This is a genomic window from Clostridiaceae bacterium, from assembly GCA_012840395.1.
Lineage (GTDB): Bacteria > Bacillota > Clostridia > Acetivibrionales > DULL01 > DULL01.
The window spans coordinates 1-14,763 of sequence record DULL01000070.1 but is presented as its reverse complement, the minus strand read 5'-3'; the positions used below and the strand labels follow the sequence as shown (position 1 = coordinate 14,763).

Here is a 14,763-nt window from a genome sequence, read left to right as displayed (position 1 = left end):
GCAAGTGTTTGTTCTATGAATCCTACACGTAGTTCTATGCATTTTCCACATTGTACTATGTATTTTCTACATTATACTAAGCACTTTCTATGGCTTCATCCAATATGCTGAATAACTCTCTGATTTCATTTATTTCAATACAGGGGACTGAAATCCTGATATCCTCATCAGAAATTGCTATTACTCCTATTCCATATTGCGAAAGCAAATAGTCACGGACTCTTCTTGCATTTTTCGATACCTTAATACATACAAAATATCCCGAATTAAACGGATAAGCATTCCAGAGGTTTTTACTGCTTCCTTTCTTAATAAGCTCCATAACCTCCTTCCCTCTCTCACAAAGCAACTGCCTGCCTTCCATTAACTCCTGGGTATATTTACTGTCACTGAGTATCTTAAACAAAATTGCCTGTGATGTACGGGAACTACTGGATATGCTTGCCCGGATGGTCCCTATAGCCTTCTTTTCCAATGCTGTAAGCACTTCTCCAGATTTTCCTCCGAAAGTTATAAATCCCACCCTGAATCCACCGGCAAAATGCTCCTTTGTAGCCCCGTCCAGCCTGATGGCTAAAATTGAAGGATGAGACCCGGCTATAAGGCCAAAGATAGATTCATGAATAACCTCATCATTATACCATAATCCATAATAGGTATCATCGCATAGTGCAACAATTTTCTTTCCCGCTTCGGCACAGCGTACCAATGCGGCTGCTATTTCCTCTGCCTCTTTCATGGCAGGGGTATATCCCGTAGGATTATTGGGGAAGTTTAATATAACGAAGACCTTGTCTGACTGGCATGCATTTATGCAGTTCTCCAATCCGGAAACATTAAAACTATTATTTACAAACATTGGGTAAGTCTCAATGATTGCTGAATTTCGCACTTCAAAAATTAATTCATAGTTCTCCCAGTGTTTATCGTGAACCACCACCCTATCCCCCGGATTAAGAAAAAGGTCTGCCGCCAGAGAAAGCCCATGGGTAACACCGGTTGTAACAACTGGTAGTGAAATATTAATATATTCGAACAAAGGATTTTCTCGAAGCATTTTTTCCAGCCATAGCTGACGAAGCTCTTTCAGACCGGCAGGCGGTGCGTAAGGATATACTTCATTTGGAGCAAATCCCAAAAAAGCATCGTGAAAAGTTCTTGAATAGATTGTTTCCCTGTTTGACTGGGCTTCTCCAAGTGTAGCATTAAACCGGAATGCCTTTTCTCTTGCTTCCCAGGACTGGGCAAGTACGCCACTTTCTAAAAAATAAATACGTTTGCCAAAGTCAGAAAGCATCTCATATACTTCAGGACTTTCCTGAAAGATTTCATTTAATTCCTGTGCTTCTTTATTTAGTTTCATTTTCACATCATCCCCGGAAAAATTAATTATTAAGCACACTTATTATTCTTTTCTTTAAACTTTCCTCATCCAGTGAGCTAAATAAAGTAGCATTAGGTTCTAATCCCATTGCCACAGTATCATGTTCAAGTACAAGTTTTCCCCTGGCAATTTGTGAATCTGTTTCCACATTGGCAACCAAATTCATTGTTTTAGCTTCAGAATAACTGTCTGCAAGTGCTACAGCCACCAGCTCGTTAAGTGAACAGCAATATCCATATTTACGGAAAATATATGATTTCATATATTCGATCCTGGGAACAGCTGCAAAGAGTTGATTTATATCCTCCCAGTTCCATTCAACACCTATACAGGTATTTATATCTGCAATAAGAATTGGAATACCACTATCTATAACTATATGGGCAGCTTCCGGATCGTAGTAGAAATTGAACTCAGACTGAGGAGCATCAGGGCAATTGCCGCAAAAGCGTGCGCCTCCCATTATTGTTATCTTCGAAATAAGCTTCTCTAAAGCAGGATATTTTAACAATGCAATAGCAATGTTTGTCAGGCTCCCTAAAGTAATTATTTCGAGAGCTCCTTCTTGTTTTTTAGCCTCATTCATTATTGCGTCCCAGACATACCCGCTTTCAGGAGGATACATTGATTCTGATTGAAAAAACAATCCAGAAAAATCACGGTCACCCTTCGGACCTCTCCAGGGGCTGGTTACATCACGTATTATTGGCTTAACCGCTCCGGTATAGACCGGAATATTCATTTCAAGCATATCTCTGGCTGAACACAACTGTATTGCATTACCATAAGAGCATGCTGATAAAAAACGGATATCAAACTGTTTTGAAGAATAAGCTAAAGCAAAAAATACGCCAATATTTGCTGGAGTATCTATTATTACAGGCCTTTTCATATTGTTTCACCTATCTTTCTTATTCCATCTAAAATCATAGATATAATTTCCTCACGCTTAGCGCCAATTGCAAACAATACATTGGGCTTCTTACCCGTCTGGTCATGGAAATCTACAATACTTGAGCCTTTTGTGTATCGTCCATGATAATCAATCTCCACATATGCAGGACGAAGTTCAAACAAATCAGGATTAATTAACCAGGCAACAGTTAATGCATCGTGAACAGGTACCATTTCCCGGCCAAGCTTCCGGTGTGTGTTCTGATAAAAAAGCATTAAACGGTAAATCTCCTGGGAAAGCGGATCTTTCTGAGAACCCAGTCTCTCTACATCTTCAGGCATCATACCTGTTTTAAGAGTAATGTCCAGGGCAAACAGTGTTATAGGAATTCCGCTTTTGAAAACAATGGCTGCACTTAATGGATCAGCATAGAAATTCATTTCTGCGGCAGGGCTTCTGTTTCCTCTGAAAAATCCTCCTCCCATTATGCTAAGCCTTTTAACTTTGTGCAGAAGGTGAGGGTATGCCAGAATAAATGTTGCAATATTTATACAGGGGCCTAAAATGCATATGGTAACAGGCTCCTCGGATTCTTCAACAATTTTTGCTATGGTTTCTACTGCAGATAAATCTGAAGGTTTTGAAACAGGCTCAGGCATGGTAGATCCATCAAGTCCCGTAATGCCATGTCCTTTTGCTGTAACTATTGGAGTTATCATTGGATGTGCAGCACCAGCCGCTATTACAAAATCCCTTTTAATAAAATCTCTCAGTCTAAGAGCATTACGTGTTGTCTTATCTAATGTCTGATTTCCCTGTACTGTTGTTATGGCTTTCACATCCAGCTTAGGTGAGGATAAAGCCAGTATGATAGCTACAACATCATCATGACCGGGATCTGTATCAATTATCAAAGGTATTCTTTTCATTATATTTTCCTCCCTGATCAGGTATTTGGAGATTTATTCTTTCATGCCAGAGGTTGCTATACCGCGTATATAGTACTTTTGAAATGGTAAAAGGATCATACAGGGGATTATCAAGGCTATAGTCATCCCTGCAAATAATTCTGACCATTGTGTCCCAAATTCCGTCTGAAATTCTGAAAGTGCTACCTGCATCATCCTAAGATGTGGTGAACGGGCACATAACAAAGGCCACATGAAAGCGTTCCACTGAGCCATAAATAGAATTAAAGCACCGCTTATTATGGTTGGTTTTGAAATCGGAAATACTATGCGAAAAAAGGTTACAAATTCACTGGCGCCATCAATTCTTGCAGACTCAATAAGAGAATCACTAACATCTTTGAAAAACTGCTTAAACATGAATATTACCATACCATTTGCTAGAGTAGGAACAATTAAAGCCTGATATGTATTAATCCATTTCAATTTGTTTATAATCGCGTAAAGTGGAATGGCAATTGCGTCAAATGGCACCATAATTGCAAATATTACAAGAAGGAACATTAATTTTCTACCATAGAATTTCATTTTGGCAAATGCATACCCGGCCATAGATGCGAACAATATTCCAAACAATATAGTAAGGGCGGAAACCAGAATTGTATTAAAAACCGGACGGTAAAATTAATACTTCACAAATATTGATATATATGAAGTCAATGTATAATTCCCGAAAAGCATCTTTGCCAGTGAAAATGGATTTATGTTTGCAAAGACCTCTTCATTTGTCTTGAAGGATGATGTTACAAACCATAGAATAGGCATCAGGAAAATAAAAGCAAATAATATAAGGCATATATGTCGGAGTATATTACCAATAGCTGTTTTATGTTTTCTGGATAAGGTAAACAATTTTTTCACTCCTTTTAATCTGTGATGTCAAAAAATCTATTTTGTATAGCAACAAAAGCCATGCTTAGCAGCAATAATATACCAACAATTGCATATGACCTGCCCATATTATTGTAGTTATAAGCCGACTTATAGGCCTCATACATTAATACATTTGTAGAATTCATTGGTCCGCCTTTAGTTTGTACATACATTGGAACAAACAGAAGTAAGTTTGCTATGGTATTGGATATGAATACAAATCCAAAAGTATTCTTTAATAAAGGTATAGTTACATATACAGTCCGCTTTAAACCACTTGCGCCATCGATCAGGGCAGCTTCAAAAACACTGTCGGATATACCCTGTAAACCTGCCAGCAGGAACATCATCCAATATGGAGTACCTTTCCATGTGGCAATAAGCATCACACACCACAGCGCCTGCTTTGGATCTGTAAGAAATTTCTGGTTGGGTATTCCAAACATACCAAGGAAGCTGTTCAGTATGCCTTGATATGGATTCATCATCATACTCCATACAATAGTTGCCATTACCAAGGAAGTGGCAACAGGCATATAAAAGATAGACCTGTAGATTTTAATTCCTTTCAATCTTTGATTAAAAACCAGTGCTAACAGAAATGCGAAAAAAATCTGAACCGGCGTAGTAACAAGGTTAAAAACAACTGTATTTTTCAGGGAAATATAAAATATTGAATCAGTAAATAATTCTACATAGTTCTGAAATCCTACAAATATGGATACACTTTTGGCTCCGGTTTTAAAAAGGCTTCCATACAGACTAATAAAAACCGGAAACAACTTAAAAATGGCAAGTATTAGTATTGCAGGCAGTACGAAAAAATAAGGTATTATTAGTTTCCAATTAAAATTAGTATAAATTGAGCGATTCTTACCTAGAAATTTCGCACCAGGTATTGCTAACATAACGTTTATCCTCCCAAATATACAGAGGTTTAGTTATAACATTTTATATTGTTACCTGGGAGAAGATATTTCTTCTTCCCCCAGGAACTTAAAATATTTCAAAATTATTTAGAAGTGTCTAGCTCAAAATCAATAGTTTTCTTCTTAGAATCAGCGATAACGCTTGAAACTGCTTTCTAACTGTGCTGTAGTATTTTCCAAAGCAGTTTTTACGTCTGCACCACTTCTAAGATCCTGGAACATGGCTGTCATAGCCGTATCGAACTCAAGGAATCCAACTGAAGTAGGACGCGGGAATGCAGCACCGCTTAGGTTCTGCATAACACCAACTTTGGTAGCATATAGAGGCCATTCGTTAAAGGCAGGATAATTGCCATTGATTATTCCCTCAAGCAGACTCTTCTGTGCGGGTACCTGATTGTTTGCGAGCATCCAGAATTCTGCTCCTTTATCAGCAGTTGCCCATACAAGAAAATCTTTTGTCAAATCAACATTCTTCGAATTCTTATTTATTCCAAGATGCCAACTTCCTGTTGGAACAGCAGCTATTCCTCCCTCAAAATAGGGATGTAAAATGACAGAACAGTCAAAACCAAAATTCTTTGCCCTTATACTGTTAGTGTTATAGAATGCAATTTTACCTGATGCAAAAAGTTCACGGACTTCATCATTTGTAACTCCATTTGGAGAAACTCCCCATTCCGTATATAAATTTTGATAGAAAGTAAGTGCTTTTACCCAGCCATCAGTATTTAAATATCCATCGACAGTTACGCCGTCAGGTCCGATACCAATTTCCCCAAGGGAGTTACCAAGAGCAAGGATCTGATAAACATTTTCAGCCTGGTCAAATGCATATCCCCATAAACCTTTAGTATGATCCCGATCCATCTTAGACTGAAATTCTATAGCAAGATCCTTTAATTTCTCCCATGTAATACGTTCTTTCAAATCATAATATTTCTGATCTATTACCATTCCTGCCTGTTCTAAAAGAGTCTTGTTTATTAAAAGCACGCATGATGAGGACATTAAAGGTGCTGCCATAAATTCACCGTCCACCATTCCAGCTGCACGGTCTGCATCAGCAAAATTATTCATTTGTCCTTCTGTAAAAAAATCAGTAAGTGGTAACAAATAATCCTTCCAAGTATAACCTGCAATAAGAGGCTGATCTACAAAAAGCAAATCAAAATCACTTTCCCCAGCTCCTAATTTGATTTCAATTACTTCCATCAGTTTTGTTCTAGGATAGATTTCAATGTTAAAATTTACATTGGAGTTGACAGTTTTCTTATATTCTTCAGACAACCTCTGCATAACGTCACCATAGTCCTGACAGAGCCAGTTTATAGTACCGCTTTTAGGTGTGTTTTTATCGCCGGAAGTGCTGGATGATTCTGTACTGTCGCTAGAAGATGTGGTATCTTTTTTTGCCTGATTGCTACAACCGCCAAACATAGCTATGCACATTATAACAATCATAACGACTCAAGAATTCTTTTAAATGACATTTGAAATTCCTCCTTTTTGCTGGTATTTTGCCTCTATTAACAGGCATGATTTTAATTATATTGTACGTTATAAGCATTAATGATTTGTAGTAAGTAATTTTCAAAAAAAGTTTAATAATTTAAGAAACTTTCTGAGTTATTTGAGAAAGGTGTCACGATATGCTACAATTGATTTGTCAATATCACACGATCACACGGTTTTTCAGATTTAACCAGGCATCAAGAAGTTTCTCGCTTCTATAAGCGGGAGCTGAACTGATGTAAATTATAATAACAACCTCGTTCAGTGTGGGATTGCAAGACCCCCACTGAATCCCCGGGCGAAGCGAGTTTGCTGAAAGTCATTTTAAAGATGCCAGAAGGAAGATAAAATATTATGTTCCTGCTTCGGAATTTTAAATTTTTATCTATATTTCAAAAAAGGTTCTCAATAAAGCAAGCATTATTCATATACTTTTGCTGCATTAGCATTGTTCCCTCTTTTTTGGTTGCTTCGACAGTATACTTATGGGGCACTAACAATATTATTAATAATGCAAGAGAAAATGCCGAAGACATATTAGACCAGGTAAATGTTAATATCAAGCAGATAACTGATACTGTTGAGAATATGGCACTAAGTATAGCAATAAACCGTGAAATTATTTTCAACCTTACATATAAAGATATGTTAATTGATTTGGCCAGCCGTAATCAGGTAACTCAAAAAATCGAAGATGTATTATTTGCCAACAGTAATATAGTACAAATGATATTACTGGAGACTCCAAATGCAATAGTATTCTCAAAAACCGCTTCCATGCCCGTACCAAGCCATTTACTCAGAATACAGGGAAGTGTTTGTGAAAGCGAAGTAAGAAGCAAGCGAGGTTCATCTCTCTGGTTCGGAAGCAGGGATTCCTTAATTTCTTCATCCTCAGAGAATACTACCGGCAATGCAAAATACATTCGATGCTCAGCTATGCTGATGAACACAGCTAAGACAGATGCCTGCGGGTTTTTAAGCATCTTTCTGCGGGTAAAAGCTCTGGAATCAGCTATTACAGGGCCATATGAATCTCTTGAAAACAGTAGTCTGGTTGTAATGGACAAAAACAGAGAAGTAATACTTTCTAATAATAATCTTTATAACAGATACTATTCAGATTTATTTTCCAATATAAACGGTGACTCAGGATTTGATATTAAAAAAATAGAAAATGAAAATATACTTTTAACATATAAAAAGAATGCTTCAACCGACTGGTATGTAGTCAGCCTTATTCCTCAGATTTCCCTTACCAGGAGCCTGCGCGGGAACATGAAAACATTATGGGTTGGCGCTATATGTCTTATCCTAATATGCATATTTTTATCATATAGTATTACAAACAAGATTATTCATATGCTCGACCCATTACTATCAACAATGAAAAGTGTAAAGGAGGGGAACCTGACTGCCAGAGTACCTGAAGACTTTGTAAATGAATTAGCTATTGTTGGCCAGGTTTTTAATCAAACTCTTGATTCATATGAAGAATTACTTAAAGAAAATTACAGAAAAGAAAACCTCCTTACAGTAGCACGTTTAAATGCCCTCCAGGGACAACTTTCTCCTCACTTTATTTCAAACACCCTTGATTCAATTAACTGGACTCTTATTGAACGGCAACAATATGATATCAGTGACGCACTGGGTAAATTGGCCAGCCTGCTAAGATATAGTATATCAGGCACCAATGATATGGTTGCATTATCAGAGGAATTGAATGCTATCGAATGTTACCTGGATATATGTAAAGTACGTTTCGAGGATAAATTAATATATAAAATCCATATTGATTCATCACTTAATAATATGATGATTCCGCGTTTTTTGCTTCAACCTTTGGTAGAGAACAGCATTGTACACGGTATAGAAAAAAGAAAAAATAACGGACAGATAATTATAAAGGCATATAATGACATCAAGTATACAATCATCGAGATTATCGACAACGGACCTGGATTTTCAGAGGAGATAAAAGCATTAACTGAAATCAGAAACCTATGGGGAAAAAATCGGAAAAATATAGGTCTAACTAATGTACTTGAACGTTTTTACCTGATTTATGGTAGTGGCTATAAAATAGAATTCCTGGATGCTGTACCGGAAGGTGCACGCATTCGCATTCTGTTGCCTCTCTTTGATAATAAAAAGTAATAACTATTTATTGGGTACTATAACTATTTATTGGGTATTAGTTCGATCATAGGAGGTTGTTATGAAAACATTCATTCTCGATGATGAACCAAAGATTCGCCGTGGTCTATCCCATATAGTAACCAATTATCATCCCGACAGGCCTGCTCCCCTCACTGCAGCCAGCGCTGAAGAAGCATTGGAAAATCCCGGGCTGTTGGAAACAGATATATTATTCCTTGATATAAGATTGCCGGGAATGAGTGGTCTTGATTTTCTTAGAATATTAAGTAATGAAAAAAAGATTGACCCTCAGGTAATCATTGTATCCGGTTACGAAAATTTCACTTACGCACAGCAGTCTCTGCAACTTCGCGCCAAAGATTATTTAGTAAAACCTGTTAATATACGTAAGCTCTATAAAATACTGGATGATGCCGAAAAAGAAGCACAAGAAAAATATAATCAGTTAAGAGATTTAAGATTTATTGATACAAATCTTCGAAATTTGCGAACAGGTTTCTTCGCTTCAGTCTTATCAGGCGCTTATCCAAGTAACCCGGAACAGTATGAAGAATGTTTTCATACCCTGAAGCTCAATAACAAAGCTTTTTGGGTTTTATTATTTCAAGATGATGATTCTGTTCATAATGAATCTGAGAGAACAATCGATGATCCCTCCTTCAGTAACGATTTGAGAAATTCCTTATCAAAAGATATCGACTTATATTTAATTGATCATAGTAATAAAAAGGTAGCTATTTTCATTTGGGGGAAAAATGATGAAATAAATATTGAACAAAATATTTTAAAAGTCAAAGATATTTCCACCAATCATGCTATCAAGACAGGTACAAGTGCAATCCATTATTCTTTCTTAGAGCTTCATACCGCCTTTCAGGAAGCGCTGAAAGAATTGAAAGAATATGACCGCCATAATAATATTATATTGCCTTATGATAAAACAAATTATATTGAATCAATTTTGAAGGGTCAAAATTCATACAGTGCTATTGTTAGAAAAGCACTGCAATATATAATTCAGAATTCTTCGTATCAATTTAAAATTGAACAAATAGCATCTGTAGTATACATACACAGTAATTATCTCTCTGAATTATTCAAGAAAGAAACCGGAAAAAATCTATCAACTTTTATAACAGATTATAGATTATACCAAGCCAAGAAAAAGTTACAGATACTCGAAAATAAGGTTTATATGGTGGCTGAGCAGGTAGGTTTCAGTGATCCACATTATTTTAGCATGGTATTTAAAAAAAGAGTAGGAGTCACTCCATATAAATACCGTAATATGGCTTTTAAAACAAACCAATAAATACACTTATATAGTATTTCAGAAATACACCCATTGAATACTGCAGAATTAGATATTTTGATTTAGGGAGGAATTAAAATATGCGTATTTTAAATTTTGGGTCTTTAAATATTGATTATGTATACTCAGTACCTCATTTTGTGCGCCCTGGTGAAACATTGGCATCAAATAACTACCAAATTTTTGCCGGTGGCAAAGGTTTAAATCAAAGTATTGCTCTGGCTAAAGCCGGTGCAAAAGTTTATCATGGAGGCAAGATAGGCCGTGAAGGATTATTTTTAAAAGAAAAATTAGAATACTATAATGTAGATACATCAAATATAAAGATTGTGGAAGGAGCCAGCGGTCATGCAATTATTCAGGTTGATCCCACTGGTCAGAATTGCATTATTCTATACGGAGGAGCAAATAAAGAAATAACTCACCAGGATATTAATGATATTTTGTCTAATTTTGGAAATGGTGACATTCTATTACTTCAGAACGAAATATCAAATATTAAATATATATTAGAAAAAGCAAAAAACATGGGATTACGTGTAGCTCTCAATCCTTCACCAATATCCGGTGATTTGTTGGAATGTGATTTTTCTGCTATAAACTGGTTTATTCTAAATGAAATAGAGGGAAAAGAACTCACCCGCCAAAGTGAACCCGAGAAAATTGCCAAAGAATTACTGTCACGATATCCCCATGCTACCATAGTCCTTACATTAGGACCTGATGGAGTTTTATACTTGGATTCTGAAGTAATGTTAAGACATGGTGTATATGATGTTCCTGTAGTAGATACAACTGCAGCAGGGGATACCTTCACAGGATATTTCCTGGCAGGAGTTCTTGAAGGGCTTACAAAAGAAGAATGCCTTAAACGGGCCAGTATCGCGGCATCTCTTGCAGTTGGAAAAAAAGGCGCGGCAGACTCTATCCCTTATAAAAATGAAGTTGACCAAAAAGAGCTAGAGTGGGCCTCTTACTCCCCCACAGCTTTTGCCCTTTCCGGTCCGAGATAATAAAATCTGTCACAATAATCCCTTACGGAGGGCCTGTGGGAGATAAAAATGCAAGTCCGTTTAAAAGAATCGTTTTTAATGGCTGTCAGAATCCGCTTCTCGGTCTCTTCATCCAGGGCAGAGGTAGCTTCATCAAGCAGAAGGATAGGGGCTTTCCGCAAGAGAGCCCTTGCAATAGCCAGCCTTTGCAGCTGCCCTTCAGATAAACCTTCTCCATTTTCTCCAATAACGGTCTCTTCTTATTAGGCAGCTTATTTACAAATTCAAAAGCGCATGTCATCCTCAGGGCATGTTGCACTTCTTCTAAAGTCGCATCCTCACAGCCTACTTTTAAATTTTCCAATACCGTACCGGAAAAAAGAGTATTGCCTTGCGGAACATACGTAAAGAATTTTCTGGTATATCTTGAAACAGGTATTTTTTCTCCTGTTTTACTATAAAGAGAAATACTACCTGAATCAGGCTCCACCAGTGCCAGTAATAACCTTAGAAGAGTAGTTTTTCCTTCACCGGAGGGCCCCATAATGGCCAGAATTTCTCCCGGTTCTATGCGTAAATCAATATCTTCTAAAATAACCTGCTTCTCTTCATAGCAGAAAGATACCTTATTTATATTAACACCCCACAAATTATTCTGCGGGATTGTATAATCCTGAATTATATCCACCTCTTCATATTCTTTCGGCAATTCTTCAAGTTCCATAAGCCTTCCTGCAGAAGCTAAAGTAGAGATCACCTTTGGTATAGAATGAGCAAGCCCCAAAAAAGGGCCCTGAATCTGCCCGATTAGCTGTAAAAATGCTGTAAGTGTGCCAAAAGTAATCATTTCTTCTGACAGCCTCCAGGCACCCCATATAAGAGCTAATAAATAGCCCATTCCAAACCCAACTGACATAAGTACAGATGCACCTGTACCAAACAAGCTCCTTTTCACCACCCAGGAGCAATGGATGTTCTGAAGATTATTTACCTGCTCCCTGGAACTATTCTCCCTGTTAAAAGCCTTAACTACAAGAATATTCCCCAAAATCTCCTTCATTGTCTTTCTTACATTGCTTTCTGCCTGCTGGGTTTCTATATGCAATTTACGGAGCTTGGGAGTAAACAGTTTGCTTAACAGCAGAAATAGCGGTCCCACCAAAATTCCCAGTAAAGCAAGTACAGGATCAAAATAATATAGAAGAATAAATGCAGAAACAAGCCTGATAAATAAGAATATAATGCTCGGGACAATACCTGTGATGCCATTTGTAATAACAGATATATCGCTGGTCATTCGGGTTACCATATCTTCCGAATGAAGTTTGGAAAATTCCAGCCACTTACTTTTAATCAAAGAGTATAAAATGTCGCTTCTGACAAAATTATTCATATCTTCGGAGACTTTTGATTCAAGGACAGAAAGCCCTGCCTGGAGCAGAGTTTGAAGCAACAGCATAATTCCCATAAGTATGCCATTAAACAGTATACTGCCTTCTTCGATTCCTGTAGCTGTATCCATCAGCTTTCTGGAAATCAAAGCAAAATATACTCCTGATAAAGAAAGGAGAGCACCCAAAATAATGATTAAGAAAAGCTTGCCTGAAAACAGCCTTATATATCTATACAGCCATTTTATTTCTTTAAAATGTTTCTCTAACTTTTTTAATTGTTTTATTATCCGCTTTAAGAACATAATTTCCTGCACTTTCTGTACCATGCTATGATATATGGCCTAAAGGGTAAAACCCAAAGCCATATAGCTGATAATAATTTATATAATAAGGAGTTGCAAGGAATTCCCTTATCTCCCCTGTATATCATGGTTACTATCCCGGTGACCTGATCTCTATTTATTGGTCCTTCGATTAATCTTTGGGCATCGCCTGCCAGATACAGCTCTCCTTTTTCAGAAATTTTCACCACCCGGTGAAGCACATATTGACCGTTATCTCTTTTAAAAAGTATAATATCTCCTTTTTTTATCTTCCTATGGAAATCTTTATCAATTACTACACTATCAATGCCGTGGCGTAAAAAAGGATACATGCTGTTGCCTGACACTGCGAGCTTAATCTGACAGCCTTCATTAAAAAGCATTTCAATAATAGGAACAAGCAGAGACATTTTGATAAAATTTGTTTTATTTACAAGTTCAACCATGAAATCACCTTTTCCACAGATTGTTTATCCGGTCTGCACTTTAACATATACACCGGCACTTTCTCCATGGTAAGTCCGATATTATCCAGAGCCATTTCCAGCAAGCTTCTGTCAAAATATGGCAAATAGCATCTTGCAGCCAACCTTTGAAGAGCTTCCCGTGGAGAAATCACTACAACCTCATTTTCCAGGCTCTGCTCAAGTAAAAATATGGCAATAAGAGGCGCACTCTTATTTAAAAAATGATTTGAGGCACCGCTCCACGGGGAACCGAAAACTCTTACCTGACCCTCTGTAATTCTGATTGCGGGACGGTCTTCATTTAGAATCTCCGCTCCTTTATGTAATGCCCACAAGTTAGCATGAGTACTCTTTCCTGTACCTGAGGGAGCAGAGAACACAAGGCCTTTACCATTGTAATCAATTGCAGATGCATGAAGTACTATGCCCTGATAAAATAATATAGTTGTCCTAAATGCAATTTCACTCATAGTCCTAAATACACCCGGCAAGGCCTTATATGTCCCTGTAATTGAGATATTTCGCCAATTGCTGTCTGCACGCATTATAGCAATTGGTTTATTGTCAGTTCTGCTATAAATTACAACTTCATAATCAGAACCATCCTGCAGCCATTCCAGTCCATCTTCAGAATATATCCTGTTCCCATGTATGCTTATCTCATCCGCGCAAAAAAATTGCAAGCCAACTTCCGGAGAAGTATGAGCCTGCTTAAAAGGCTCAAGCCAGAGCAAATATTTCTGCAGAGCTTTTTCTGCACTCAAATTAACTGGGATATTACCAATAACTATTTTTGACATATGAAGCACTCATTTCTTATATCCTTTAAATTCTCTTTACCAATTCTCAGCTTTAGCTTGGTACAAGTTGTAATGTTATGGTGCAAGTGCTAGGATAATCCTCTGGAAATACTAATTTGTTACAACCATCCGGACTAGGAGAGAACTGGTAAGTGTGACCTATGCAATTTGCAAGACGTTCTTCTATCCTGAGTCCAACCATTGTAATCTCAGGTTTTACATACATCTTCTTTGTCATCTTAGTCCCCCCTTTCATATTTGTTAAAAAATTTTTTCATAGACATTCTTGTCATTTTGCAGATATGCATGCTTACCTTTTCATATGATCCGGTTTCTGCCTGAAGCCTTCCCGGACACACATTGCAATAGGGTAAGTATTTACATGTTTTACATTCATCAGGCCTGCCAATTTCTCCTATTTTGTGTTTGATTTCCTGCCAGGCACTGTTAAAGCATGAACTGAAAGGAAAAGAGCATGGTGAATTCATCAAAGCACAAGGGAGCATTTTTCCATCCCAGGAAATCCAGTAGGAGCTTTTACCTCCTGCACAAAACATCACTTCAGTATTTGAGTAATCTGGCCTGACCTGCGGTTCATCTATCACCTCCCTGCTGTCTATTTCGTTCTGTTAAGTTAAATGAAAATTGAAAGCCCCGGACTCCTTGGGGTATAATAGTTTCACCACAAAACTCTATTACTCCAAAAAGGAGGCCGAGGCCTGTGACTATTATACCAAAAATTAAATGT

14 protein-coding genes are annotated in these 14,763 nt (G+C 37.3%); 3 read left to right on the top strand and 11 right to left on the bottom strand.

Annotation, left to right across the window (positions count from 1 at the left end; all coding sequences use genetic code 11):
* Window positions 1-76: 76 nt before the first annotated feature.
* From GXX20_08650 to GXX20_08625, 6 genes are all read right to left on the bottom strand, one after another.
* A complete protein-coding gene (locus GXX20_08650) occupies window positions 77-1,363 on the bottom strand; it encodes an aminotransferase class I/II-fold pyridoxal phosphate-dependent enzyme (protein ID HHW31723.1) in 1,287 nt (428 codons plus the stop codon).
* 22 nt (window positions 1,364-1,385) lie between these two features.
* Window positions 1,386-2,276: a nucleoside hydrolase gene (locus tag GXX20_08645; GenBank protein HHW31722.1), complete on the bottom strand. Its 891-nt coding sequence runs from the start codon at window positions 2,274-2,276 to the stop codon at window positions 1,386-1,388.
* Window positions 2,273-3,208: a nucleoside hydrolase gene (locus GXX20_08640; GenBank protein HHW31721.1), complete on the bottom strand. Its 936-nt coding sequence runs from the start codon at window positions 3,206-3,208 to the stop codon at window positions 2,273-2,275. Before GXX20_08640 ends, GXX20_08645 begins: the two co-directional genes overlap by 4 nt.
* Window positions 3,209-3,241: 33 nt before the next feature.
* The gene (locus GXX20_08635) at window positions 3,242-3,799 is read right to left on the bottom strand and encodes a carbohydrate ABC transporter permease (protein HHW31720.1); all 558 of its coding nucleotides are present in this window, start codon (window positions 3,797-3,799) and stop codon (window positions 3,242-3,244) included.
* Between the two features lie 314 nt (window positions 3,800-4,113).
* On the bottom strand, window positions 4,114-5,028 hold the full coding sequence (locus GXX20_08630) for a sugar ABC transporter permease (GenBank protein ID HHW31719.1): 915 nt from the start codon (window positions 5,026-5,028) through the stop codon (window positions 4,114-4,116).
* Between the two features lie 150 nt (window positions 5,029-5,178).
* Complete coding sequence (locus tag GXX20_08625) at window positions 5,179-6,513, bottom strand: extracellular solute-binding protein (GenBank protein ID HHW31718.1); 1,335 nt, start codon at window positions 6,511-6,513, stop codon at window positions 5,179-5,181.
* 513 nt (window positions 6,514-7,026) lie between these two features.
* Between GXX20_08625 and GXX20_08620 the strand changes: the two genes are divergently transcribed.
* From GXX20_08620 to GXX20_08610, 3 genes are all read left to right on the top strand, one after another.
* A complete protein-coding gene (locus tag GXX20_08620) occupies window positions 7,027-8,724 on the top strand; it encodes a histidine kinase (GenBank protein ID HHW31717.1) in 1,698 nt (565 codons plus the stop codon).
* A 61-nt stretch (window positions 8,725-8,785) separates the two neighbouring features.
* On the top strand, window positions 8,786-10,039 hold the full coding sequence (locus GXX20_08615; protein ID HHW31716.1) for a response regulator: 1,254 nt from the start codon (window positions 8,786-8,788) through the stop codon (window positions 10,037-10,039).
* Window positions 10,040-10,119: 80 nt separating this feature from the next.
* Window positions 10,120-11,052, top strand: a complete 933-nt coding sequence (locus tag GXX20_08610; protein HHW31715.1) for a ribokinase — start codon at window positions 10,120-10,122, stop codon at window positions 11,050-11,052.
* A gap of 85 nt (window positions 11,053-11,137) precedes the next feature.
* Here the strand turns inward: GXX20_08610 and GXX20_08605 are convergent, their stop codons facing one another.
* From GXX20_08605 to GXX20_08585, 5 genes are read right to left on the bottom strand one after another with little or no spacing between them, the layout of a single operon-like run.
* On the bottom strand, window positions 11,138-12,727 hold the full coding sequence (locus GXX20_08605; GenBank protein ID HHW31714.1) for an ABC transporter ATP-binding protein: 1,590 nt from the start codon (window positions 12,725-12,727) through the stop codon (window positions 11,138-11,140).
* Window positions 12,718-13,194 carry a peptidase S24 gene (locus GXX20_08600; protein HHW31713.1) on the bottom strand — a complete coding sequence of 159 codons (477 nt, stop codon included), beginning with the start codon at window positions 13,192-13,194 and terminating at the stop codon, window positions 12,718-12,720. The genes GXX20_08605 and GXX20_08600 overlap by 10 nt, the downstream gene beginning before the upstream one ends.
* Window positions 13,179-14,015, bottom strand: a complete 837-nt coding sequence (locus GXX20_08595; protein ID HHW31712.1) for a hypothetical protein — start codon at window positions 14,013-14,015, stop codon at window positions 13,179-13,181. The genes GXX20_08600 and GXX20_08595 overlap by 16 nt, the downstream gene beginning before the upstream one ends.
* 52 nt (window positions 14,016-14,067) lie before the next feature.
* The gene (locus GXX20_08590; GenBank protein ID HHW31711.1) at window positions 14,068-14,253 is read right to left on the bottom strand and encodes a hypothetical protein; all 186 of its coding nucleotides are present in this window, start codon (window positions 14,251-14,253) and stop codon (window positions 14,068-14,070) included.
* 1 nt (window position 14,254) lies between these two features.
* Window positions 14,255-14,620, bottom strand: coding sequence for a hypothetical protein (locus GXX20_08585; GenBank protein HHW31710.1), 366 nt, complete (start codon window positions 14,618-14,620; stop codon window positions 14,255-14,257).
* Window positions 14,621-14,763 lie beyond the last annotated feature (143 nt).